This is a genomic window from Gimesia fumaroli (assembly GCF_007754425.1).
Classification (GTDB): Bacteria; Planctomycetota; Planctomycetia; order Planctomycetales; family Planctomycetaceae; genus Gimesia; species Gimesia fumaroli.
This window is the reverse complement of sequence record NZ_CP037452.1, coordinates 820,864-845,365: the sequence shown is the minus strand read 5'-3', so window position 1 is coordinate 845,365 and position 24,502 is coordinate 820,864. Positions and strand designations below refer to the sequence as shown.

Genomic DNA, 24,502 nt, shown 5'->3' with positions numbered 1-24,502 from the left:
ACGGCCCGTCCCTTTAAAAGTCGCCTTCACCATTATCGAAGGCGTGTCGCCACTGACTCAGGTGTTCCAGGCAAATCGCAGTTCCCCGCGCCACAGTCCGCAACGGATCTTCATCTACGCGTACCGGAATTCCCAATTGCTCGGTCATGTAATGATCAAGCCCCCGCAGCAAAGAGCCGCCGCCAGTCAGCACCATTCCGTTATCCGCCAGATCCGCCACCAGCTCCGGCTTACATTGTTCAATGGTCTGCTTACAACAATTCAAAATTGCTTCCAAAGGTCCGTGCAGCGCGTCCCGAAGTTCTTCGCTGGTCACGATGGCTTTCCGGGGAATACTGCTGATGATATCCAGGCCTTTGACTTCGCCCGTCAATTCCTGCTCCAGCGGATACGCGCTTCCCAGTTCCAATTTGAGTTCTTCTGCTGTCTGCACGCCCATCCGCAATGAAAAATGCTGTTTCATATATTCCACAATGGCTTCATCGCATTTATCGCCGCCAATCCGAACCGAATTGCTGACGACGGTATCGCCCAGACTCATGATGGCAACTTCACTGGTCCCGCCACCAATGTCACAGACCATACTGGCCATCGGTTCGGAAATCGGTAAACCGGCACCAATTCCGGCCGCCTTCGATTCTTCAATCAGATAGACACGTCCCGCGCCTGCGCGTTCCGCGCTATTGAAGACAGCGCGTTTTTCTACCGGTGTAATACTGCCTGGTACCGCAATCACCACACGTGGTCTCAGTCCGCGCGAATGATGGCGGGCCTTGTGAATGAAATAACGCAGCATCGACTCGCAGAGTTCGAAGTCGGTGATCACACCCTCTTTGAGAGGACGGACGGCAATGATGCTGTCGGGTGTGCGGCCCAGCATCTGCTTAGCCAGTTTTCCGACTGCAGTTCCTTTTCCCAGAATCTTCCGGCTTCCCTTATGCAGCGCCACCACCGAGGGTTCGTCCAGCGCAATCCCCTCGCCCTGGATCGCGACGATGGTATTCGCCGTTCCCAGATCGATCGCCAAGTCAGGGCAGAGCCATTGACGTAAACGGTGCAGCATCCTTGCACTACCGCTTCATGAAGAAAAGAGTAAACTGCGGAAACAGAAACCAGCGGCAATCTCAGACACTGACTGCTGAGAAGCCTGCTATTCACAAAACATCCTGTTAAGATTGGGAAAATGTATTCGAGATGGTGAGTTTCTGCAAGATGCAGTTTTGAAACAGTAGCCCACCAGATAAAACAGGAAAACCTGGCAACCCTGGTTAGGCCTGCCAGATTTGGATTCCCCCCATTCAGTGCTATAATTAAGAAAATTCCATTGATAGAGAGTGAACTGCCCCCTCATGTATGATTCGGATGATGAAGAAGAAATTGAAGACACGATCGCACAAGAACAACAATTCTTCATCCTCGGCGGCTCCCTGTTCTCAATCGGTTTCATCGTCATTGCCTTTGGCGTAGGCTGGGTCCTGGGAGTCGATCCGCTGCAAAACCTGAACTGGAGCTGGCCTGACCTCGGCATCGGAGTCGCAGCAGCGGTGCCGATGTTCCTCTTTTTTCTGTTCGCCGTCCGCACGCGCATTGCTGCATTTCAAAAGATCAAACAGTTCCTGCTGGATGAGCTCGGCCCGCGGATTGAACACGGCTCGATTCTGGAACTGTTCATTCTCTGCATTTTTATCGGCTTGGGAGAAGAGATGCTGTTTCGCGGCGTCCTGCAGTCATGGGCGACTCAATACGGCGTTGTCTTCGCCATCGTCTTCACGAACATGTTATTTGGGATTGTCCACTCCATCACACGTCTGTACGTCATCGTCGCCACGCTGATGGGCGTTTACTTGAGCCTGCTGCTCGTCTTTTTCTCACCCCAGAACCTGCTGATCCCGATCACCACGCACACCATCTACGACTTCCTCTGCTTTATCACCATCATGCGTCTCTACCGACAGCAGGTGATCGCCGCGCATCCTGAAGGCTAGACCGGCAGAGCGCAGCCTCTTATTTTACTTCCAGAAGTGATCTCAGTTTCTCACGGCCTGCTTTTTCCCTCAAGTCCACTTTCCCGATAACGTTGCCATTACGATCAATCACGATGGAACTCGGAAAGCCATTGATTCCGTAATTGACACTCATTTTCGAATTCGCAACCGGCTCTCCCCCCGGAGAGTAGGGTAATTTTCGCAGGCGGGTGAGTGCAACCGGGAACGTAATCTCTCTCCCCTTCCAGATATTCTTTCGTATCTTGGTTAGCTTCTCATCCATCGCTTTGATCGAAGTCACCTCGTCATCTTCACCATACGGTGTGTGGATGCCGATAATCGCCAGGTCTTCATTTGCAAACTCGTCTTGTAATTTGAAGAGTTCCGGAATCCCGGAGTAAACGCAAGGACCGCACCACCAGCCCCAGAACTCCAGAATAACGACTTTGCCGCGTAACTCTGATAGCTTAACCGGCGGTCCATTTTTCCATTCCACGACATCGACTATTTCTGGAGCGGGCTTGCCTTCAAGCATAATCCACTTTTTAGCATCAGCATCAGCTGTTCCTGCATCGAATTCTGTTTGCCCCAGCTTGATCACGATTGATTTTTCAACCGGACTAATATGCGCCCCATGGCCCACAATCGTAAACGCTCCTGGTGGCAGAAAGAAATGAAGTGTCGAATCCGGCCCATTACACCATTGGCACATCAGATTCTCCGAAGCACTGACTCCCCGAATCCGGCCGAGCTTTTTCCCTTTCGATTTCAGCTGGCTACATTTGATCTGCCAGGTCACATGACATTCGGGATACATCTTCAGGACCAATGGCGACTGTTTGTCCTGAATGAGATCCGTACGCTTGACGGCAACAAGTCCCCGCCCGGCATGGCGTGCATAGACCATACCGCGATATTTGTCTGGATTGAAAAATTGAAGCATTCCATTGGAATCCGATTCAAGCTCGAAATGCCCAAAATTCCAGTCGGCGACATGCGCGGCATTAAAGCCTTTGAAAATAGAAAACATCCCCGTCTGTGCGCCCGCAACTGGTTTGCCCTGTTCGTCGACCAACTGCACTGTCAGAAACGGTTTGGCTTCGGATTTCGCCTCTTTGTTCTCATCGTCTGCATGCAGGATGCCTGTAAAAAATAACCCGGTGACCAACATGAAATACTTGAAGCCGAGTCGCATAGCATTCTCCCCAAAGTGTCCCGTTGGTATTGAAACCCTCTCTTCAGACAGTCATTCAAGCAACTTTTGTCTATCATATCAATTTTTTTACAAATCCCATCGTACCAGAGAAGAGAACCCATAAAAAAACAGGACGAGCATGAAGAGCTCGTCCTGTTTTCGGTTTGACGTCTGTTTCAGTTTTACTTTTTCTTTGAGGTCTTCGGGATTTTTGGATCTCGTTTCAAAGGGAGTGAAACCTGCTTTCCGGTCCAGGAAGACTGGTAAATCGCCAGAATGATTTCCACACTCTTACGACCATCGTTACCGTCAACCAGAGGTTTCTTGCCCGTTTTGATCGACTTGATTAAGTCTTTCAACTGTTCCATATGTCCTGCATAGGAAATCGCCGAGGGGTCACTCGCGCCGCCGGTGTTGCCGCTCTTTTTTGCCAACTCGGTACGAATTTTCTCGTCGCGGGTATTCTCTTTCGCGAACTCCCAGTGCAAGACATCGTCCTGCTCGATAATCACAGTTCCCTCGGTACCGGAGATTTCTGTTTTCTTGAGCAGACCAGGATAGACGCTGGTTGTCGCTTCAATCACACCAAGTGCACCATTTTTGAAGCGAATCGTCGCAACGCCTGTGTCTTCCACTTCGATGCGTTTATGTGCCAATGTGCCGGTCATACCGTTCACATCGGCGACGTCACCCATGAACCAGTATAACAGGTCGACGTTATGGATCGCCTGATTCATATAAGCGCCGCCCCCATCCAATTGCCAGGTGCCACGCCATCCGCCGCTGTCGTAATATTCTTGAGTTCGCCACCATTTGACGTAGGTATCACCCAACGTCAGTTTGCCGAAGCGACCTTTCTCGATCGCTTTTTTCAATTCTTTATTCGCGGCTCCGAAGCGGGACGGCATGATGGTTGCCAGTTTGACTTTATTTTTCTTGCAGGCGTCGATAATCGCATCGCAACGCTTCAGCGTAATCTCCAGCGGCTTTTCGACAACCACGTGCTTGCCGGCATTGGCTGCGGCGACTGCCGGGTCCATATGCGCACCGCTGGGAGTGCAGATACTGACGACGTCCACTGCGGGATCTGCCAGCATTTCATCTAAATCATGATAGGCCGTGCAACCATTCGCTTCTGCAAATTTATCAGCCGATCCTGCAAATCGATCAAAGCAGGCGACCAGCTTGGCGCCCCGAATCTCTTCGAGGGCCTTTGCATGAAAATTCGAAATCATGCCACAGCCGACAATTCCAAAACCTGTTGCCATAACTGTTGCTTCCTGTAGTGCGTCAATAAAAGTGAATGTCTCTCCCGATATTAAACATGGGATCCGAGAACATAAAGTATCTTAACAAAGCAGCTCAACCAACGTTTTACGAAGAATTGTCGGCGAATGCAATGCGCGCGGAATCATTTCCCCTGTTTGCCCCCTAAACCGGGCAGGCACAGCACAAAACAATCTTAATCTACCAGTTCGACCTGACAGAATCGTTTTTTACCCACCCACAGCAGAAGCCCGTTTTCGACCGGAATTGCCTGATCATGGGTTTCGATTTTTTGTTTCTCTTCGCCCATCTTGGCTCCACCCTGTTGGATCGAACGCCGGGCATTACTGGTCGAATCACACAACCCCGCCTGTTTCAATAAATTCGCCGCTGGCAATGTCCCATCATCATTTAATTCCGACTTTGAAATCTGCGCGACCGGAATCTCAGAAGGCATCCCGCCCGAACCGATCTCTCGCTGCCAGCGTTCGGCCGCTTCGTCAGCAGCACTGGCATCGTGGTACTCGGTGATAATCGTTTTCGCCAGTCGAACCTTGGCCTCTTTGGGGTGCCCTTGCAGAATGGTCTTCACATCCTCAAGAGGAAAATCCGTTAAGAGTTCGTAAAACATCGGCATACTGTCATCCGAAAGCTGCATGAATTTTTTCATCTTCTCATAGGGAGCTTCGCTGATACCGATGTAATTCCCCAGGCTCTTGCCCATCCGGCGTACACCATCGGTGCCGACCAGGATCGGTGACATCACACTCACCTGCTGCTTCAGCCCTTGATCTTTCTGCAGATCGCGGGCCAGCATGAATGAGTAGAGCTGCTCAGTGCCCCCCAGTTCAATGTCTGCTTTAATTTCAACCGAATCCCAGGCCTGCATGATCGGGTACAGACATTCGTGCAGATAAATGGCCGCTTCTTCACGATATCGCTTGGAAAAATCATCACGGGTCAACAACTGCGCGATGGTGACTTTGCTGCAGAGCTCCAAAATTTCGGCAAAATTCATTTTGCTGAACCAGTCGCCGTTGCGAACAACCTCGGCATGTTCCAGATCTATGACTTTGCCAACCTGATTGAGATAATCAATCGCATTTGCTTCCACCTGCTCGGCGGTGAGACGCGCCCGGGTTTCGTCCCGGCCACTGGGATCTCCTACGAGGGCTGTGTAATTTCCGATAATAATGACGGCCTGATGCCCCAGTTCCTGAAACTGGCGCATCTTTCTCATGGGAACTGTATGTCCTAGATGGAGGTCTATCCCTGTGGGGTCAATCCCGTATTTCACCCGCAGAGGGGTTTCGGTGTCCCGACTCCATTTCAATTTTTCCGCCAGTTCCTGTTCAGGAACGATCTTCTCAACACCACGACGGATGACAGCCAATTGCTCTTCCACAGGCAAAAATTGCATTGAACGTACCAGACTCTTCTCGTATATAAATGGTTCTGAAAAAGGGGTTTCGCCCATTTTGTCGACTCATGCCACGAGCGTCAATCTATGCAGCCGACTCGAAGTTGTTAATTTGGCAACGATTTGAACAATCAATGTCCGTCCTGAGAAGCCCTGGTTGATGCGAACAGTAAATCATGCTGTAGAGCAAATCGATGACGTAATCTTGTGGTATTTACAAAATGCCGGAAATTTCCCCTGTACACAGAAATAATGACATTGATACAACTCCTTTAAATCAGTTACAAGAATCGTATTATAAACGCGCCTCTGATTGATTTTACTTCCGACACGCCCTCCCCTTGACCTCGAAACTAAGCCTGTCTTTCAATGGACATCTCACACATTTTACAATTCAAACAGGATCAGGAATTTTCAAAACTCCTGCACCATGATAATTACATCGATCTGACGATCGCCGCCCTCGAACTGGCCCGCGATGATCAGCCTGACCTGCAGTTTGAACCCACTCTGATCTGGATTCGCTCACGGGCCTGCGAACTTTCCGGCCGTGTTGCACTGGCTAACGATGATCGAACACTTGTGCAAAATTTTGTCGACTGCCTGGCAAAACAGTATGGACTCAAGGGGAACGCTACCTGCTATCATCAGCCGGAAGGCAGCTACCTGAACCATGTCCTCGAAACAAAACAGGGACTGCCAATTTCACTTTCCCTCATTTATATGGCAGTAGGAAAAGAACTGGGGATTGAGATTCATGGAGTCGCTGCGCCCATCCAGTTCCTTGTGCGATACGAAACTCATGCGGGTCCCTTATTCGTTGATCCTTATGCCAAAGGAGCCATCTATAACGAACAGGAGTGCGTCGAGCGATTGGCTGAACTGGGAGATTTTCCCCACAACCAGCTTCTCAGGCTCTTAAAGCCAGCCAGTCATCGGGAAATAATCGTTCGCATACTGATTAATCTCAAACGCATCCACGAAGAACGCCAGGATTATCAGAAAGCCTGGAATGTACAACGACGTCTGTTTGCACTCAGCCCGCTGTCGAACAAACACAAAAAAGATCTGGCAGCGCTGAGTTTTAAAACCAAACAACTGAGTCTGGCTGTGGAACTGCTTGAAAGCTGCTTGAAGAGCTGTCCCATTTCCGAACAGGACGATATCAAACTGATGCTGCAAAAAGTTCATGCAGAACTGGCGAAATGGAACTGATATCGGACAAATTGAATTCAGTCTATCAACTGCTTAACCGACCTTCAGTTTCGTCTGATACAGGAATTTGCCCCCACTCTGAAACGTCTGATTTTCAGAAAAGCGACTCCAGGCCAGACGGACAACGAGAAATTCCTTCACCGATTTTTTCAAATCAAAGGTTACGGCAACTTCACGTGAATAGATGGGGGAATGATGTGAAAAGGAAATCCCCTCGATCGAAAGGTTGCGGCCTTCCACAACTTCGATATCGGATTCCAGTTTTCGGGTTTTGGAATTGACCATCGCCAGACCAATCGAACGCTCCAGAGGAATGCGATGCCATTTACGGCTACTGATGGTAGCAGGCTCCAGATACCAGCTGGCGACAATCGTATCGGCCAGTTTATTCAACTCGGGAATCCGTCGCAAACAGGGGAATTTTTTTGTTTCGCGCAAGAACGCTTCGCGTTTGTCAAATTTAAACCCTGGTGCTCTGACCTCTTCCAGATCGCGTGTCGTGACTTCTCTCTCGCATGCACTTAAGATTTGCCCCATGGAACTTGCTCTTTTTAAACGTACTAAAATAGAAAACTGATCGAAGCTGCCAGGAATTCATAAAGTGAAATCCTAACATCTTTGCAGAATAGCGATGACTCAAGAAATGCTGCCGGGGAGTTTCAGGGAAAGAGATAACTTAAATTTAGCCTCAAAAGAATTCATCGTCAAATTACGATACGAAGTGACTCCCGAGTGGCCAGTATGACATCAGATACAATCACCCCAAACGGAATAACCGATTACTTCTCATCGCAGTTTCAGACAAAATGCAAACACGAAAGCCCAGGCCAGATAATGCCTTAGATTGATAGGGGGAACTTGCTGAACAGAAGCAGAGGTTTAGTCCTCCTTTTAAGATTCAAGCAGAATTGCCGGCACAAAACCGATGACTCATGCCTCCAGAGCCGCTTTCACTTCTAAAATCGCAGGCTCCCATTCTCCCAGGTCTGCCTGACGAAACAATCGGGCCGTTGGGTACCAGGGACTGTCTGTTCGGTCGAGCAACCACCGCCATTCAGGAAGCTGAGAGACCAGAATCCAGACCGGGACACCTAAACAACCTGCCAGATGTGCTACCGCCGTATCGCTGGTAATCACAAGGTCCAAATTTTGAATCAAAGCCGCGACCTCCGTAAAGTTACCAGTTTCTGCCTCGTACTCTGCTCCTGGTTGCAATAGATTCCAAGATGTCTGTAAAGGTGCAATCTGATCCAGTCCGTTGACCTGCTGCAGACTGACAAGTTGTATGCCCGGGACTTTACCCAGGGGCAAAAACGTCTCTAATGGTATCGAGCGAAACTCATCCTTGGGAAAATTGAGATTGCCGCTCCAGTTCAAACCGATCTTCTTGCCTTCATATTCAGACAGGACGTCATGCCAATATTGCCGCCGTTCAGCTGGGGGAACAAAAAAGGGCACATCGACGGGGATGGTTTCCTGACTGGTTTCCAGATAACGGGGAATGCTTAGTAACGCCGACTGATAGTCGTATTCGGGAATTTCATTTCCCTCAATCAGAATCTGGTCAATCTCGGGAATCGATTGCAGCAGCGCCGCCAGTTCGGTCTGACAGAGCAACAGAACCTGCGCGGCTCCCTGCCGCTTCAATTCAATTGCAAACCGCACAAACAAAAACGTGTCTCCAAATCCCTGTTCGCACCAGAGGAAAATCGATTTGCCGGCTAAAGGCTCTCCCTGCCAACTTGGTCCCGCATAAACCACGCGCGGTGCCGGGCCAATATCGGCGCGCCGTTCATAGCCCCGCCAGCCTGCTGCCAGATCTCCATCCAGCATATAAGTGGTCGCCAGATTGAACTCGGCCATCGCAAAATCGGGACGCAGGCTAATCGCTTTCTTGAAATTCTCGCAGGCTCCTGCAATATCATGCTTCAATTTGAGCGCATTTCCCAGATTGTTATATCCTTCGGGCTGGACGGGCGCCACTTGAATCGAACGTTCCGCAGACTGAATGGCCGCTTGGATATTTCCCATCGATTCATACACGTAACTCAAACTCACCAGAATCTGATAATGTTCCGGATGCGTCTTTAACATCGACTCATATAATTGAATCGCGTCGTGATACTGTCGTTGCAATACCAGCACGTATGCCAGTTTCATCGCCAGATTAAAATCATCAGGATGTATTCCCAACAGTTCTCGATAGATTGCTCCCGCCTCAGCCCAGTCGCCTGCCAACTTGAGCACATCAGCCAGCTTCTGATAGGTTTCCAGATTCTCTTTGTTTAAGTCGTATGATTTCCGATAGCACTTCGCTGCTTCCGTAAATAAACTGCGGCTTTCCAACAATGACCCCAGGTTGAAATAAGCACGTTCATAGTGAGGATTAATCCGCAGTGCCTGCTCAAACGACTGGCCCGACTCCTGCCACTTGCCGGCAGCATGGTAGGCAACGCCTAAATTATTGTGCACGTCTGGCAACTCAGGCTGTAACTGGGTCACTTTGAGAAAATTGGTAATGCTCTGATCCAGTTCCCCACGTTGCAATTGCAACGTCCCCAGATAATACATGGCTTCCCAATGCTGGGCATCAGACTTCAGCACGCTCAGGTAGATCTGTTCTGCCTGATCCAGTTCGCCCGATTGATGGTGCGATAATGCCGTTTTCAGTTGTTCCTGGGTCTCAACCATGAGAAAACCTCTTCCATGCCTCTAAAGAGGCAGCCCGGATCAGGGACTTTGGCCAAGTGGCTTTGAATTTGATGCTGGGTCAAAGTAACATTCTAATAGCAGTACTGCAATAACTGTTTGAAGTTCCTTGTTAGAGAAAGTAAAACGCATGGCCGCTCTTGTCTCCTGTTTGACAAATTCCTATGGTCGCTTTGGTCCCATCGCTGCAATCGAACACATCCATGATGCCGGGCTGTCCCACCTGGAACTGAATATCAAAAACCATGGTGTTCCTTCGTTCTTCAAAGAAACGCCCCTGCTCACCAATGCGTCCACAGCCGACAACGTGGAGCAAGTGAAAGACCTCCTGAAAAAACATCACGTCAAACTTTCCAGCTGTAACATTACCAGTGGAAATCCGCTCGACCCCGAGATTGTCTCAATCACAAAACAGAAACTCGACCTGGCACATCTGCTGGGAGTCAAACTGGTCGTTGGCGGTGCCGGAGAAATTGAGCAGGAATCACAGAGAGAGGATCTCTACAAAAACTTGCGTGAGATCGGAGATTATTCCGCCTCGAAAGGAATCACTTACTGCTTCGAAACCCACCCGGGAATTTGCGTGAATGCAGCCGGCATGCTTCGCGCGATGCAGGATCTGGATCATCCCCACTTAAGGCTTAACTTTGATACGGGCAACATCAACTATTACAACAAACATGCCAACGTTCTGGAATCGCTGCATGAAGTGGTCCACTATGTGAAACACGTCCATCTGAAAGATTCCTACTGCAAATACAAAGACTGGAATTTCACGACACTCGGCGAAGCGGGGGGCGTCGATTTTCTCAAAGTCCGTTTCATTCTGGAAGATCATAATTTTGAAGGCCCCTACAGCCTGGAGATCGAAGGCATCGAAGGGGAGCCTGAACTCACACTGGAAGAACATCACAATCGCGTGAAACAGAGCGTGCTGTATTTAAGAGAGTGCGGTTTCTTTGAGTAAGGAAGGTTCCATGCTTGAATACATTAAGACCAGCATTACAGGACAGTTTGAAGCGGCGCTCAGTATGTTGAATGAATGCATTCAGAGTTGCCCGCCTGATCGCTGGGAAAATCGCATAGCCAACATGGAATTCGGACATGTTGCCTATCATACGCTCTGTTACGTAGACCTGTACCTCTCTCCCGACAACGACAGTTTTCAGCTGAGAGAGTTTCACAACGAGTTCAATGAGAACTGGTTTAAACCGAAAACGAATCACCCCATCACACAGGCACTCGTTTCCGACTATTTGCAGGCCTGTCTTCAGAAAATGCGTGAGACGATTGCCGCAGAGAATGAAGCGTCGCTCAAACAGTCTGCCGGTTTCTACTGGCTGTCCCAACTCACGCGGGGAGAACTGCACATCTACAATCTACGACACGTGCAGCATCACGCAGGACAACTCAGTGCCTATCTGCGGCGCATCAATGTCGATACCAGGTGGAATTCCACAGGCTGGTCCCCCACAGCACCCTGAGAACCAGCCTGCTCGTTCGTTAATCGGCAATCGGCCCGAGTTGTAATTCCAGATCTTTGAACCGCACTTCCATCGGGCCGCCGGAATGAATCTGGAATGCGATGATTCCCGCTTTCGCCCCTTGCGGATCATTCAGGTCGGTACAGAGCTTTCCATTGATATAGGTCCGAATCCGAGGACCAACGGCGACAATCCGATACTCGTTCCATTCCCCTTCCTGCACATGTTCCTCACCTGATTTCTCAAACAGCAGGCCGCGACCATGTTCTTCGTACAGCTTGCCCCACCAGCCTTTGCCGACGTCCGCCTGATACCCTTTGACGTGCCCGCCCGATTCCAGACTGCTGCGGAACTGAATTCCACTGTTGCCTGCATTCGGAGTCAGTTTGACTTTGGCCTTCAACTCAAAATCGCCGACACGCAGATCACTCACCAGAAACTCGTTCCGCTTGATGCCCGGTGAACGACCCACAATCTCGCCATTTTCAACAGACCAGAGCTGGCTGTCCCCCGTCCAGCCCGTCAGATTCTGACCGTTAAAGAACAGTTTCAAATTATCTTTGGTCGCCTGCATCGGCACCTGTTGCGAACTCGCCAGATAAGCAACCAGCGATCGCACTTCAACCCGGCTCAACTGCTTCCACAAATTGTCGGGCATCATCGATTTATCACTCAGGCTCATTTCATCGATTTCATCACGGGGAATGATCACCGTTTCATTGGCAGTCGCGACCGTCACCGCATTCTTATCTTCTTTCTTGATGATCCCGGTTACAATCCGCCCGGACTCTGTCACAATCACCACCGGCTGATAATCCTTCGCCATCACGGCACTCGGATCAATCACATTGGATAACAGATAATCCATGTTGGCCCGGTTGGAACCAGTTAGTTCCGGACCAATCGATTCACCCGTTCCAAATAACTTATGACACTGCTGGCAGGTCTTCGCAAACACAGCCCGTCCTAAATGCAGATCAGGCGTTGGATGCGGTCGTGAAAGCATGTTTTTATAGCTGGCGATCAGTTTTTTCTTATCCGCCGCCGACTCGCGCACGATGCCCCAGACCTTACCAATTTTCTCGTTCAGACTTTTATCTTTCAGGTTACCTAACTGACGAATAATTTCCGCCGACAGATCTTTCGATGGAATCTCTTTCGCTTCCACAGCCGCCACGAGCTGATGTGCATAATCGGATCGACTGGCGAGCGTATTGAGTGCATCCCGCTTTTCGTTCAAATCGAACTGCGGATAGCGTTTCAGAATCGCAGGCGCTGTTTCTGCATCCGCATAACCGGCCAGACCCCGCAGTGCTTCGCGGCGTAAATTCTTTTCATCCAAAAGACCAATTAAAATCGGGACCAGTTGAGGGTCTTGTGCTCCCAGCAGAGAAGCCAAAGCCGCCTTGCGGCCTGCCAAATCACTCTTTTGGTCCACTGCGATTTCTCTCAAACGTTGCATCGCCGCTGGATCGCCAAAAGTCACGGCCAATGATAATGACCGTGATCGGACCAAAGGGTCCTGACTATTGATCAACTTCTTACCGACCGCTGTCCACGGTTCAGGCATTGGAAATTTACGGCGTCCACGCAGAGCGCTGTTAATTGAATCCAGAAAGACTCTCTGGCGGTCGGCTGTCTTTGCCTCTCCCAGTTGTTGAACCAGGAATGCAACCGCCTCTTCTGTTCCGATGTCGGCAATCCGCCGTAATGTATAAGATTCAATTAACGGAATCCGGGAGTTTTTCGCCAATGCAAATGACCGCTGCATATTATGCGGTGCCAGAGGCTCAATCGCATACCAGTATAGTAGAGGCAGATTGTGATCGCTCTGATCTTCTGCATGGCTGACCAGCCCCGTCAAAATGTCCCAACGCTGATCCAGGGGCAATCGATTCGCGGCGGAACCCAGATACAACCGCACGACGGGAGAAGGATCTTTCACCGCAAGCTCTGCCAACTGTGACAGAACCGCACTGGAAGGAGTTCCGGTTTCAAGTGCCAGCTGAATCGCCCAGCCTCGCATAAATTCATTCGGATCTTTCAGTGCCTGCAGAACTTTCTGTTCCGAGAGGCCGCCCGTCACATGCAGCGTCCACAACGCACGCAACCTTCGTGTTACATCATCATTGTTGAATGCCATCTCAGCCAACTGAGCGTGGACTTCCGGGTCTGCCCCCCGTTCCTGGAGAATGCGACGCGACTGTCGGACATACCAGTCATTCTTGTGTAACTGCAGCTTGACCAGTTCATCGCTGGAAAGTTTCTGCAGATCCACTTGAGCCGGTTTCGCATTTTTATAAGCCACCCGGAAGATCCGTCCGTTTGAACGATCGTGTTTTTGGAATTCTCGATGATGACACTGATTCGTATCGTACCAGTCAATAAAATAAACCTGCCCGTCAGGTCCCGTTCGCAGGTACAGAATTTGTGACGAACGGTCATTCGCTAACAGAAAGTCGGGGGCGAAATTCCCTTCATAGCCCGATCCCTTGCGTGCCAATACATCCTGATTCAATCGGGCACCATGAATATTATTCATGAATAACTGATTGCGATATTTTTCCGGCCAGCTGCCACCGAGATAAATCATGGCACCTGCATGGGCGTGTCCACCACCGACCAGATCGGAAGCCACGCGGTCAGACTGGTTCCATTGACCGCCGGTCCAGTGCCGGTGCTTGGCGATGGTCTTGATGTCGTTATAGGTATAAGGATTAAAGTGCTGCCCCGCCTGTCTGCGATAGCGGGCATTCTGTACCACATGAAACAGGTGCGGAATCACACAACAAGTCAGAAAACATTGTCCCTGATCATTAAAGTCAACGCCCCAGGGATTACTGGTTCCGTGCGCAAAAACTTCGAACACATGACGTGTGGGATGATACCGCCAGATACCGGCGTTGATCGGCTGCCGCTGATCATCGGGAGTTCCCGGCTTGCCAACCCGAGAATGAGTAAACACGCCGTGACAACCATAGAGCCAGCCATCAGGCCCCCAGATAAAGGAATTCAATGTCTCGTGCGTATCTTCGTAATGCCAGCCATCCAGTAAAACCTGTGGCTCGGCATCCGGCTTGTCATCGCCGTTTTTATCAGGAATGAATAACAGATACGGCGCCTGACCCACCCAGACACCACCAAAGCCGACTTCCAGGCCGCTGACCAGATTCAGCTTGTCTTTGAAAATTTTTCGAGTCTCAAATTTGCCGTCGGCGTCTTTGTCTTCAAAAATTAGAATCCGATCTTTGCCTTTCCCCTCCGGCTGCTTGCTCGGATACGCATAGGACTCCGCCACCCACAGACGCCCGCGATCATCAATGGTCATCGCGATCGGTTGCTGCACATCGGGCTCGGCGGCAATCAGATTGACTGAAAACCCTTCCGGTACCGTCATTACCTCGGCGGCTTTCTTTCCGGGGAGACCATCGTATTTCTGAGTATGCGTCTTGGGAGGCGCACCACTGTTGACAACCGCTAATCGCGCAGGCTTCTTGTCATGAAAACGAAAATGGTCGAAATTGATATGCCCCCAGCCACCCCGATGTTGATCGACCAGACGAATAAAAATTTCCTTCCCCTGGTACTTGGAAAGATCGACCAGCACCTGATGCATCCGCTCATTGTTGCGGCCGCTGGCTTTCGTAATCACCTTATTGGTCGCTTGATCCACAATTTCAACACGCGTGGAATCATCTGCCCCGCCACCCACATAAAAGGAAGCATAAGGATGATTCACTTTAATCGAAGCCGACGTCAACGTTCCCATCGGCTTGTCTTCCAGGAATTCATACGTTCCGACCCAGAACTGCCCCTGGTGATTGCTCCGCATATCACTCCGGCGGGCATGCACCGTATCCCCTTTGGCAGGTTGCCCCTGAAATGCAATCCCATCGGAAATCCAGTCATTCAGATTGCCCAGTTCGAAATCCACATTCACGCGTTTGCCTTTGGAATTCGTAGCGTAAAACTCGCCTGGTTTCAATTCATTTTTCGTGGAGACCTTCGGAGGCACATACTTTTTAGGCTGAGCCTTCTCCCAGGTTTCCTTGTCAACTTTCTGTTGCTTATGGACCAGCAGATAGGTGCCTGATTTATTTCCCACTACCAGATCAGGCAGTTTGTCTCCCGTGACATCACCGGCAACCACCTGCGTTCCGACGCCCGATTTGTCATTGATGAGAAAAGGGAGAAAATCAACACCGTCTTTGTTACGGACAATTTTAAACCAGTAATTGACAGACGGATCTTTCGCACCGGGATCATGTCCCTGATGCGCCCAGAAGCGTTTTCCGGTCACGATATCTTTAATGCCATCGCCGTCCATATCGATCAGATCAACGGCGTGCAATTGAGAAAACACGACGCCATATTTATTCTCTTCAGGACGACTCCCCATAATGACATGTTCAACAAACGTGATCTCATCATCCTGCTTTTGATTCTCAAACCAGGAGAGTCCATACGCGTGGGCCGCTTTGCTGGTGATCACATCCTGATCGCCGTCCCCGTCCACATCGTAGGCATACATCTGGGCGCCGCCGGCTCCGGTGAATTTGAAAGGATGTCGAACCCAGAAGCCCGGCTTCTTAAAATCAGCCGGTTGCTCCCACCAGCCATTTTTTTCAAGGATGTCGGCCCTTCCATCGCCGTTCACATCCCCCACACCAAAACCGTGTGTAAAGCGACCGTACTTCAGGTTGGGAGAAATGGGATGAAACTGCCAGGGCTTTGTCGGATCTTTCCCAGGCCCCGCGTATCCCAGCTGACCTGCCGTATGAAACACCAGCTCCGGTTCGCCGTCTCCTGTCAGATCGATATAGGTCGGCGACTCATTATCGACCACCGAATGGGCCAGATGCTTCTTCCAGTGTCCCGGTTTCCCCTGTGGATTCGCATACCAGAATGCCGCCTTACCGGGAAAACCGATGATCACGATATCCTGCCAGTTGTCCTTATTGACATCATGTACGTAAGCGAAAAAGTTATCGGAATATCCATTCACATTCCATTCTTTGACCGGATAGAATTCGTGCTTCGTTTCGAATTTGGGTCCTGCATACCAGTAGGGCCCCGCGATCACATCCTGATGACCATCGTTGTTTAAATCACCGAAGGTTGCGCCCTCGGAATAGAATTTGGTCCCCAGTTGCATCCGGTCAAACTGATGAACGGTATAATCCTCAGCAGCACAAAGAGGCGCTACACATGCTAGTAGCATCAAAAACAGGGAGTAACGAGCCATAACCATTCCCCTCGGTAATATGTTTGAATTGGGTCGATCAGATCAAGTGAAAGAACTTCGTATTTCAAGACGCCGCTTATTCCAGCGTAAACTCAGGCAGTTTTTTCAGTTCCCCCCCCGCCACCGCGGATTCATGTGCCAGAATGCCGACGCTGGTCCAGTTGGCTGACAAAGGAGCGTTCGGCCAGGGTTCACTGTCTATTACCAGTGATTTCAGAAACGCATTCACCAGATGCGGATGCGAACCTCCGTGCCCTGCCCCTTGTAAGAAGGAAAGATGGTCGGCATCGTGAATTGCCCGCGTAAATTTCTGAATTTCCGGTGGCAATAAATGAGCATAGTCGGGCACTTCCACACGCTCCGGAATTTCAGGTTCTGGCTTCTTGGCGGTATGCAGAACCGGGTTTTCCCCTTCAATTAAAGGCCACTCAAACGATTTTTTCGTGCCATACACGTCGACCGATTCCCGATACTGTCGTGCTGTGTCAAACAGGAACCGCCAAATGTGAGCCGCGATATCAGAATCTTTGATTTTGATATGACAGGTTTCAACCGCAAACTTGTTGCCCGACTTCTCGGCGATGTCGTCATTCACTGTACCGGAACCAAAACAGCTGACATACTCGGCGCGACCATTGACCATCCCTAACACAGGGCTCACCACATGCGTCGCGTAGTGCATCGGAATCATACGTTCCCAGTATTCCGGCCAACCTTCCATGTCTTGCGGGTGACTGGCTTGCATGTATTGAATCTTGCCAAGTTCCCCTTTGTCATACATCTCCTTGATGAATAAAAACTCGCGGCTGTAAACCACGGTCTCCATCATCATGTATTTCAAACCGGTCTCTTTGACCGTGTTCACAATCTGCTCGCACTCTTCCACGGTCGTCGCCATCGGCACCGTACAGGCAACATGCTTTCCCGCTTTCAACGCTTTGATCGACTGAGGCGCATGATCGGGAATCGGCGTATTAATGTGGACGGCATCCACATCCGGATCAGCCAGCAATTCATCGTAAGACGTATAACGTTTCTCTATATTAAATGTATTGCCGATTTTATTCAGATGCTCCTCGGACCGCTGACAGATGGCATACATATTGGCGTTGGGATGTGCCTGGTAAATGGGAATGAATTCTGCCCCGAAACCGAGCCCGACAAGCGCGACATTGATTTTTTTCTCACTCATGACTTTCCTTCTACGCTGCGAATATCCCTGTTGTTTGTTGCGATCCCGAATTCACCAGTGGATCAAAGTTCATTTATTCATTGTAAAACGTCTCATATCAAGTACCATGTAAACTTGCGCATAATAAATTGAGGTTTTTCACCGAAATGGAATTCGCGATTCGCTATCTATACAGGCAGGAATGATGTCTCCGCCTGAATACGTTCTCTCATCCCCTTAAGAATATTACATTTACGTCAACAAAACACGGAACATTCCACAAACAGACCATGAAACAACGCCCCTCGATCGCACTCCTGATAGAATCGTCGAATTCCTACGCACGGGGGTTATTACGCGGCGTGATGTCCTATATCCACGAACATCATCCCTGGTCGATTTATCTGCCCGAACATGGCAGAGGCTCCGTGCCCGTCAACTGGCTCAACAGCTGGCACGGCGACGGAATTATCGCCCGCATTGAAAATGAAAAAATCGCCGAAGCCGTCGTCAACAGTGGCGTGCCCGCCGTGGATGTGAGTGCCGCCCGCCTCGCGCCGTCTCTACCCTGGGTCGAAACCGATGATCGCGCGATTGCCTCCCTGGCGGCGCAACACTTAGTCGAACGTGGCTTCCAGCATTATGCCTTTTGTGGTGACGACCGTTTCAACTGGTCCCGCTGGCGCGAAGACCATTTTCAATCCTGTATCAAAGACGCAGGCTTCACCTGTCATATTTATCCTCAAGCAAAGGGACGCAAAAAAACGATCCCCTGGGAACAGGAACAGAAACGGCTTTCTGAATGGATTCGTCAGCTCCCCAAACCAGTTGGCATCATGGCCTGTTATGACATCAAAGCGCAACAGCTGCTCGACGTTTGTCGTACCATCAATGTTTCTGTCCCCGAAGAAGTCGCCATCATCGGGGTCGATAACGACGAGATCCTCTGCAATCTTTCCGAACCACCTCTCTCCAGTGTCATTCCCAATACACGACTCACCGGTTACGAAGCAGCCGCCCTCTTAGACCGAATGATCGCCGGCCAGACTGTCTCTTCAGAATGCCATCTTATCAAACCGCTGGGTATCGAAACGCGTCAATCCACCGACATCCAGGCCATTGATGACAAATTCATTTCCGACGCCGTCTGCTTTATCCGTCAGTATGCCTGTGATGGCATCAATGTGCAGGATGTACTCAAATCGGTTCCCCTCTCCCGTCGCGTACTTGAGAGCCGCTTTCAAAAATTTATCGGCCGCTCTCCTCACGAAGAAATCATGCGAATTCGTCTCGATCGAGTTAAACAACTACTTGAAGAGACCGATCTCTCTCTGATCGAAATTGCAGAACGGACCGGATTTCGCCATCCCGAATATCTGAATGTCGCGTTTAAAAAACAGACCGGTATCACCCCCGGCACATTCCGTCGCGAGCAGAAACAGACTCGTTGAACTGCGTTCTTAAAAAATTCCAGATCCGCGCGTGATCTTTCCCCACTTCTCCCGCCTGAATCAGAGAACCGGTCGCACAACCGGTGCGCCGTCCCTCAAATTTCAGCATTCAGATGAGAGGTCACTACGATGCAACAACTTCATGACCCCCGCTTTAAACGATTCCACCTTCTGGCTTACTCTCTATTCTGGGGCGGAGAATTTCTAATCATGTTACTGGCCTATCTCGCAAAACAGGTTTTGAACATCAACCCACATGGAATGGATCTCCTGATGATAGGACCCATGTTCGTGGGAGCAGTTCTATTATTGATTGGAAACTTTCATCTGAATCTCATCGGGAATAGAATCACCGATCTGATCCTGGGCCTGATCAGTGCTATCATTCAGGCAAGTGTCAATTTTGGAGTCTGGCTCGTCATCTGGTTCATCTTTCTCACCGAAGTTCTTGACATTATTATCTGTTGAGGGATCAGCAAATTCAGAACTACTCTGTTTCAATTCGTCCAGCAAACCGTATATTAGTAGAGATTAATACCAGCTCTCTTCGCTTTTTCCTTAATCTCTGCGAATCGACGGAACAACATGACAGACACCGCTTCCCCTGCACCGGCTGAGAAGATCAGGAAACGTATTGTCTCCCTGGACCAGTTTCGCGGTTACACGGTCGCCGGCATGTTTCTTGTCAACTACATGGGTTTCTTTGTTGTCTGCCCGGTCGTGCTGAAGCATCACAATACCTACTGCAGTTATGCTGACACGATCATGCCGCACTTTATGTTCGCGGTCGGCTTTGCCTTTCGGCTGACCTTTGGACGACGGGTGCAAACCGAAGGCGCTGTCTCAGCATATATGCGCGTGGTCCGACGATTACTGGGACTGGTACTCGTCTCCTTAATCATCTATCGCGTTTCTCCGATTGCCAAAACATGGAGCGAACTCCAGTCCATCGGCATGTGGGATGCCATCTCAGGTCCGCTCAAACGAAACTGGTTTCAAACGCTGATGCACATCGCGGTCACCTCACTCTGGATCGTACCCGTCATTCGCACGCGGGCCAGTATCCGGATTGCATATATGGTTTTCTCTGCGGCTGCGCATGTGGTGCTGTCTTATTACTTTTACTTTACCTGGGTCAATTCCCCGCCGAACGGCATCGATGGCGGACCACTCGGTTTTCTGACCTGGAGCATTCCCGCTATCATCGGCACCCTCGCCTGCGACTGGATCGTGGAAGCGGAAGGTTTGCCGCGCATCAAACCATTTCTGTTCTGGTCGGCGGTATTGATGCTGCTGGGCTGGGGCATTTCATGCGGCACACGCTTTTATGATGTTCCGGTCGCAGATCAGACCAATCCAGAGATACAAACACACAAGCTCGCCCCCCACCCTGTGATTCCCGATGCAGCACAAATCAAAGCCAAACAGGGAGAACCATTCACGGCGTATCTGGCTGAACCGCCATTCGTCAAACCTCCGGCACAAGAGCAACGACAATGGAACTACTGGATGATGAGTCAGCGGGCAGGCACCATATCCTACCTGGTCTTTTCTGCGGGCCTGTCTCTGTTTGTTTATCTGCTGTTCCATCTGGCCTGCGATCGAGGCAACTGGCATCTGCCCCTGTTTCGAACACTGGGTACGAACGCGCTGGTCGCTTATATTCTACACGACCTCGTGATGGAATCCGTTAAGCCGTTTGCAACAAAAGACTGCCCCGCATGGTATGCCTGGGGCAGCTTCATTCTGTTCTTCTGGATTACCTGGCTGCTGGTTCGCCATCTGGAAAAGAACAACATCCACTTGAAGCTCTGAACCAATTCTTAACTCGAACGAATCGTCGCCAGAAACTGATTAACCGCGCTGTTCAAACTTTCGGACTGCTGGGAAATATCGTTTGCTGCAGCTAACAGATCGCGCGTCGAGTGACTGGTCTCATCGGCCGTCACAGCAACCCGCTGGATACTTTCCTTCGTTTGCACTGTCTTCTCGGCTGCGTCTTCCACGTTCTGGTGAATGGTCGCGATGGACTCGCTTTGTTCTGAAATCGATGAGGAAATCGATTCACTGATTTCATCCACTTTGCGAATCGTATTGCTCACAGTGGAAATGTTCGAAACCGCGTCATTCACCACATCTTGAATGATACGAATCTGATCGGTAATCTGATTCGTGGCTTTCGCAGTATCCTGCGCCAGATTTTTCACCTCAGACGCGACCACAGCAAAACCGGCTCCCGCCTCACCCGCACGGGCTGCTTCAATCGTGGCATTCAATGCCAGCAGGTTTGTCTGCTTGGCGATGTCGGCAATCATTTTCGCTACCGAACCAATGTCATTGGTCGCTTCCACCAACCCGGACATAAATTCTTTGGCATGCTCACTTTCATTGACCGCTTGCTGGACAATTTCTGTTGACTCTTTGACGCGGGAATCAATTTGCTGAATCGACTGATTTAGCTGCACCGTGGATTCCGCTACGACATCCACGTTCTGGCTGGTTTGATTCACAAACTCGACAGAATCTGATGTTTCCCGGCTGGCTCTTTCCGTTACTGCTGTCAGTGATTGTACCGTGGCATGCAGTTGTGTGGCTGCTGCGGAAACAATTGTGGAAATCCCCTGGACTTGTTTTTCAAAATCATCCGCCATTTCCAGACGCTTGCTCTCTGCCTCTTCGATCTCTTCCGACTGGTGCTTCATTTTCTCACCAGCAGAATTAATCACTTCGGAAGCCTGCTTGAAACTTCCCCGCATCCCTTTCAACAGAACCTTGCGATAAAACTTTCCATTGGCTGCAGCTGTCAATGATGCTTTTGACTCTCTCACAAATGCATCGGTATAATCCAGGAGACTATTCACAGAACGAATCGCACGCTCCATGTCGCCATCAATGTCAACGTTCAATAGCCGTGCTTCCAGATTTCCCCGCGCAGCAGCTTCACAGACATCCGCTAATTTTTTGATCCAGTGCCGATAACGCTCCAACTCAACGCGTTCCTCTGCAGAGATTGAATCACTTGGCTTGCTGTCTGCAGTATTCGGTTTCGCTGTTTCCAGTTCTAACATCTGTCACCTTTGTTATTTCAAACTGAAAGTTTCGGTTTGATAAATCGATTAACGCGGTCTAAGTCTCCTAGAGGGCAAACACATATTCGTCGTATTGAATTCCCGCTTCTTCCAATTGGGATACCAGAGCAGCTGTTGCCTGCTGCATTCCCATACGCCAGTCAGAGCTGGAATCTTCAATGCGTTTGAGGGATTGATAAAGCGCTTCTACTTTTGAAACAGCCGTCCGGTCGGGAACGCGTCGGCTGGAATGATATCCAATGATCTTCCCGGAATAGTCAAAGCTGGGGGTCACATGTGCCAGCACCCAGTAATGGTCACCGTTTTTACAAAGATTAACGACATACGCAAAAATCTCATTTCCTGATTCGATGGTATCCCAGAGCAATTTGAACACGCAACGCGGCATATCCGGATGCCGAATCAAATTGTGAGGCTTTCCCAGCAACTCTTCTTCAGTGTAACCAGCGACTTCAATAAACGTGTGATTTGCATAGGTAATCAGGCCCTTCAAATCCGTTTTACTGACAATGATGTCGTCATCGTCAAACGTTCTCTCAAAACCGGTGGGAGCGGGGCGTTCCATTTGATTCTTTTCCTGCATTTCAAAAAAAGCATTCGATGAGCCAAAACGGGGAGCAACAGCTCAAAAGGCACATAGGTACAGACATCAAGATATCGATATCACTTAATAGTTTTCGAACCAAACCATGCCCGGTGATTACAAAAGAAAATGCTTAGAGTCATTTGAGCTTAAAAAATCTGGGAATTGCCGTTTCAGATGAATGAAATCGCCCCCAAAACCAGCAAAAAGGATACAAATGTAAACCCATCATGCAATTTACTGCCACCTGCCTGAGAACTTGATCGCGCACCACGAATTTCGGAGATTTCAGTAAACGACAAAGCGTTTACGAGGCACCGTAAAGACGTTCCGGACGAAGGGAAAAAGACTCTATCGCTGAAATAGAAGCACAGGCAAAGCGACCTGGTTTTAAGAGGGAAACGACAGCAGGACAGAACTTTAGAACAGGGTCGAAAGTGACTCTCAGACCAGAGTCACTTCTTTATCCCCCTCAGTCACTTTACCGAGCACGTGTGCAGGGCACTGGATGGATTGCAGTTTCTCCTGGACTTCACTGGCTTGTTCCGCTCGCACGATGGCAACCATCCCGATTCCCATGTTGAAGACGCGGAACATCTCATCTTCGTCAATATTGCCCAGAGCTTGTAACCACTTAAAGGCTGCAGGCACCTCCCAGGATGACTTTTTCATCTCGATACGTCGGTTCGGCGGCAGAATGCGTTCGACGTTTTCAACCAGCCCTCCACCGGTGATATGGGCCAGACCGCTAAAGATGATTTGATCAGGATAATTTTGGGAAATCGTTTCGATCGCGCCGGCGTAGATGCGAGTTGGCTCTAATAACAGACTTCCGACAGTTCGCTGGTTCAGTTCTTCAATCGGATCATCAATTCCCAGACCCGCCATTTCAAACACAACCTTACGAATCAGGCTGTAACCATTAGAATGAAATCCACTCGACTCCAGCCCCAGCACAACATCACCGGCCTGAATCGCATGGCCATCCAGGATCTGATTCCGCTCGACCACACCAACGCAAAACCCGGCCATGTCAAAGTCGCCATCGCCGTATAAATCAGGCATAATGGCGGTCTCTCCTCCCAGCAGAGCAGCCTTGGAGAGGACACAGCCTTTCGTGACACCTTCCATCAACTCAACCAGTCGTTCCGGATCATCTTTTCCCAGCGCGATGTAATCCAGAAAGAACAGTGGTTCCGCTCCCAGGCACAGGCAATCATTCACGCACATCGCAACCAGGTCGATGCCGATTGTATTATAGGATTCCGCTTCAATTGCCACCTTGATCTTGGTTCCCACACCATCAGTTCCGGAAACCATGACCGGATCTTCATAATTCCGTGCAGCTGCTCCTGATCCCGGATTATTCAAACGAAACAGTCCGGCAAAACCTCCCGGTAAATCCATCACACGCGATTTTTGAGCAGCATGCGTTTTCGCTACTAAAGGATGAATGGAAGACATCGCTTTCTGATAGAGATCCAGATCAACGCCGGCATCTTTATAAGTCGCTTTGGTCATGAGGTCATCCGAATTTGAAAGAATGGAACCAGAAATCGTTCGATCGCGCGCCTCGTTTCAGAACAGGCGGCTAACTGCCCACAGCATAACATTCCCTGGTTAAGAAGAAAATCAACCATCTTGGTTATTTGAAAGCCCAATCGGGAAAACCTGCGCAAATACCAATTC

Annotated in this window: 18 protein-coding genes; 7 read left to right on the top strand and 11 right to left on the bottom strand. The window is 49.9% G+C overall.

What is annotated here, in order from left to right; genetic code table 11:
• Nucleotides 1-13 precede the first annotated feature (13 nt).
• Nucleotides 14-1,063, bottom strand: coding sequence for a rod shape-determining protein (locus Enr17x_RS03300; protein ID WP_145305838.1), 1,050 nt, complete (start codon nt 1,061-1,063; stop codon nt 14-16).
• Nucleotides 1,064-1,349: 286 nt separating this feature from the next.
• Between Enr17x_RS03300 and Enr17x_RS03295 the strand changes: the two genes are divergently transcribed.
• Nucleotides 1,350-1,985 carry a CPBP family intramembrane glutamic endopeptidase gene (locus tag Enr17x_RS03295; protein ID WP_145305836.1) on the top strand — a complete coding sequence of 212 codons (636 nt, stop codon included), beginning with the start codon at nt 1,350-1,352 and terminating at the stop codon, nt 1,983-1,985.
• Between the two features lie 19 nt (nt 1,986-2,004).
• Here Enr17x_RS03295 and Enr17x_RS03290 read toward each other — a convergent pair whose 3' ends face one another.
• The 3 genes from Enr17x_RS03290 to tyrS form a co-directional block, all read right to left on the bottom strand.
• The gene (locus tag Enr17x_RS03290) at nt 2,005-3,180 is read right to left on the bottom strand and encodes a TlpA family protein disulfide reductase (RefSeq protein ID WP_145305834.1); all 1,176 of its coding nucleotides are present in this window, start codon (nt 3,178-3,180) and stop codon (nt 2,005-2,007) included.
• Between the two features lie 182 nt (nt 3,181-3,362).
• Nucleotides 3,363-4,448, bottom strand: a complete 1,086-nt coding sequence (locus Enr17x_RS03285) for a Gfo/Idh/MocA family protein (protein WP_145305832.1) — start codon at nt 4,446-4,448, stop codon at nt 3,363-3,365.
• 194 nt (nt 4,449-4,642) lie between these two features.
• The gene (gene tyrS, locus Enr17x_RS03280) at nt 4,643-5,866 is read right to left on the bottom strand and encodes a tyrosine--tRNA ligase (RefSeq protein WP_145305830.1); all 1,224 of its coding nucleotides are present in this window, start codon (nt 5,864-5,866) and stop codon (nt 4,643-4,645) included.
• Nucleotides 5,867-6,235: 369 nt separating this feature from the next.
• Here tyrS and Enr17x_RS03275 point away from each other — a divergent pair, with 369 nt between their 5' ends.
• Nucleotides 6,236-7,081, top strand: coding sequence for a SirB1 family protein (locus Enr17x_RS03275; RefSeq protein WP_145305828.1), 846 nt, complete (start codon nt 6,236-6,238; stop codon nt 7,079-7,081).
• A gap of 33 nt (nt 7,082-7,114) precedes the next feature.
• Here the strand turns inward: Enr17x_RS03275 and Enr17x_RS03270 are convergent, their stop codons facing one another.
• Nucleotides 7,115-7,618: a hypothetical protein gene (locus tag Enr17x_RS03270; protein WP_145305826.1), complete on the bottom strand. Its 504-nt coding sequence runs from the start codon at nt 7,616-7,618 to the stop codon at nt 7,115-7,117.
• A gap of 393 nt (nt 7,619-8,011) precedes the next feature.
• Nucleotides 8,012-9,772 carry a tetratricopeptide repeat protein gene (locus Enr17x_RS03265; protein WP_145305825.1) on the bottom strand — a complete coding sequence of 587 codons (1,761 nt, stop codon included), beginning with the start codon at nt 9,770-9,772 and terminating at the stop codon, nt 8,012-8,014.
• Between the two features lie 148 nt (nt 9,773-9,920).
• On the opposite strand from Enr17x_RS03265, the gene Enr17x_RS03260 reads away from it, so the two are divergent.
• Together Enr17x_RS03260 and Enr17x_RS03255 are read left to right on the top strand one after the other, a co-directional pair.
• Nucleotides 9,921-10,757: a sugar phosphate isomerase/epimerase family protein gene (locus tag Enr17x_RS03260; RefSeq protein ID WP_145305823.1), complete on the top strand. Its 837-nt coding sequence runs from the start codon at nt 9,921-9,923 to the stop codon at nt 10,755-10,757.
• Between the two features lie 10 nt (nt 10,758-10,767).
• Nucleotides 10,768-11,274: a DinB family protein gene (locus tag Enr17x_RS03255; protein WP_145305821.1), complete on the top strand. Its 507-nt coding sequence runs from the start codon at nt 10,768-10,770 to the stop codon at nt 11,272-11,274.
• Nucleotides 11,275-11,293: 19 nt separating this feature from the next.
• Here the strand turns inward: Enr17x_RS03255 and Enr17x_RS03250 are convergent, their stop codons facing one another.
• On the bottom strand, nt 11,294-16,519 hold the full coding sequence (locus tag Enr17x_RS03250; protein ID WP_145305819.1) for a PVC-type heme-binding CxxCH protein: 5,226 nt from the start codon (nt 16,517-16,519) through the stop codon (nt 11,294-11,296).
• Between the two features lie 76 nt (nt 16,520-16,595).
• The gene (locus Enr17x_RS03245; RefSeq protein ID WP_145305817.1) at nt 16,596-17,711 is read right to left on the bottom strand and encodes a Gfo/Idh/MocA family protein; all 1,116 of its coding nucleotides are present in this window, start codon (nt 17,709-17,711) and stop codon (nt 16,596-16,598) included.
• A 269-nt stretch (nt 17,712-17,980) separates the two neighbouring features.
• Between Enr17x_RS03245 and Enr17x_RS03240 the strand changes: the two genes are divergently transcribed.
• From Enr17x_RS03240 to Enr17x_RS03230, 3 genes are all read left to right on the top strand, one after another.
• A complete protein-coding gene (locus Enr17x_RS03240) occupies nt 17,981-19,141 on the top strand; it encodes a XylR family transcriptional regulator (RefSeq protein ID WP_145305815.1) in 1,161 nt (386 codons plus the stop codon).
• Between the two features lie 129 nt (nt 19,142-19,270).
• Nucleotides 19,271-19,609 carry a hypothetical protein gene (locus Enr17x_RS03235; protein WP_145305813.1) on the top strand — a complete coding sequence of 113 codons (339 nt, stop codon included), beginning with the start codon at nt 19,271-19,273 and terminating at the stop codon, nt 19,607-19,609.
• 117 nt (nt 19,610-19,726) lie between these two features.
• On the top strand, nt 19,727-20,956 hold the full coding sequence (locus Enr17x_RS03230) for an acyltransferase family protein (RefSeq protein ID WP_145305811.1): 1,230 nt from the start codon (nt 19,727-19,729) through the stop codon (nt 20,954-20,956).
• Nucleotides 20,957-20,964: 8 nt separating this feature from the next.
• Here the strand turns inward: Enr17x_RS03230 and Enr17x_RS03225 are convergent, their stop codons facing one another.
• From Enr17x_RS03225 to purM, 3 genes are all read right to left on the bottom strand, one after another.
• The gene (locus Enr17x_RS03225) at nt 20,965-22,209 is read right to left on the bottom strand and encodes a methyl-accepting chemotaxis protein (protein WP_145305808.1); all 1,245 of its coding nucleotides are present in this window, start codon (nt 22,207-22,209) and stop codon (nt 20,965-20,967) included.
• 67 nt (nt 22,210-22,276) lie between these two features.
• Complete coding sequence (locus Enr17x_RS03220; protein ID WP_145305806.1) at nt 22,277-22,795, bottom strand: PAS domain-containing protein; 519 nt, start codon at nt 22,793-22,795, stop codon at nt 22,277-22,279.
• 462 nt (nt 22,796-23,257) lie between these two features.
• On the bottom strand, nt 23,258-24,334 hold the full coding sequence (gene purM, locus Enr17x_RS03215) for a phosphoribosylformylglycinamidine cyclo-ligase (protein WP_145305804.1): 1,077 nt from the start codon (nt 24,332-24,334) through the stop codon (nt 23,258-23,260).
• Nucleotides 24,335-24,502 lie beyond the last annotated feature (168 nt).

Excerpts from the sequence above, each read along its gene's own strand:
- Enr17x_RS03300 (WP_145305838.1), bottom strand. The coding sequence starts at position 1,063 with ATGCTGCACCGTTTACGTCAATGGCTCTGCCCTGACTTGGCGATCGAT.
- Enr17x_RS03295 (WP_145305836.1), top strand. The coding sequence starts at position 1,350 with ATGTATGATTCGGATGATGAAGAAGAAATTGAAGACACGATCGCACAA.
- Enr17x_RS03290 (WP_145305834.1), bottom strand. The coding sequence starts at position 3,180 with ATGCGACTCGGCTTCAAGTATTTCATGTTGGTCACCGGGTTATTTTTT.
- Enr17x_RS03285 (WP_145305832.1), bottom strand. The coding sequence starts at position 4,448 with ATGGCAACAGGTTTTGGAATTGTCGGCTGTGGCATGATTTCGAATTTT.
- tyrS (WP_145305830.1), bottom strand. The coding sequence starts at position 5,866 with ATGCAATTTTTGCCTGTGGAAGAGCAATTGGCTGTCATCCGTCGTGGT.
- Enr17x_RS03275 (WP_145305828.1), top strand. The coding sequence starts at position 6,236 with ATGGACATCTCACACATTTTACAATTCAAACAGGATCAGGAATTTTCA.
- Enr17x_RS03270 (WP_145305826.1), bottom strand. The coding sequence starts at position 7,618 with ATGGGGCAAATCTTAAGTGCATGCGAGAGAGAAGTCACGACACGCGAT.
- Enr17x_RS03265 (WP_145305825.1), bottom strand. The coding sequence starts at position 9,772 with ATGGTTGAGACCCAGGAACAACTGAAAACGGCATTATCGCACCATCAA.
- Enr17x_RS03260 (WP_145305823.1), top strand. The coding sequence starts at position 9,921 with ATGGCCGCTCTTGTCTCCTGTTTGACAAATTCCTATGGTCGCTTTGGT.
- Enr17x_RS03255 (WP_145305821.1), top strand. The coding sequence starts at position 10,768 with ATGCTTGAATACATTAAGACCAGCATTACAGGACAGTTTGAAGCGGCG.
- Enr17x_RS03250 (WP_145305819.1), bottom strand. The coding sequence starts at position 16,519 with ATGGCTCGTTACTCCCTGTTTTTGATGCTACTAGCATGTGTAGCGCCT.
- Enr17x_RS03245 (WP_145305817.1), bottom strand. The coding sequence starts at position 17,711 with ATGAGTGAGAAAAAAATCAATGTCGCGCTTGTCGGGCTCGGTTTCGGG.
- Enr17x_RS03240 (WP_145305815.1), top strand. The coding sequence starts at position 17,981 with ATGAAACAACGCCCCTCGATCGCACTCCTGATAGAATCGTCGAATTCC.
- Enr17x_RS03235 (WP_145305813.1), top strand. The coding sequence starts at position 19,271 with ATGCAACAACTTCATGACCCCCGCTTTAAACGATTCCACCTTCTGGCT.
- Enr17x_RS03230 (WP_145305811.1), top strand. The coding sequence starts at position 19,727 with ATGACAGACACCGCTTCCCCTGCACCGGCTGAGAAGATCAGGAAACGT.
- Enr17x_RS03225 (WP_145305808.1), bottom strand. The coding sequence starts at position 22,209 with ATGTTAGAACTGGAAACAGCGAAACCGAATACTGCAGACAGCAAGCCA.
- Enr17x_RS03220 (WP_145305806.1), bottom strand. The coding sequence starts at position 22,795 with ATGGAACGCCCCGCTCCCACCGGTTTTGAGAGAACGTTTGACGATGAC.
- purM (WP_145305804.1), bottom strand. The coding sequence starts at position 24,334 with ATGACCAAAGCGACTTATAAAGATGCCGGCGTTGATCTGGATCTCTAT.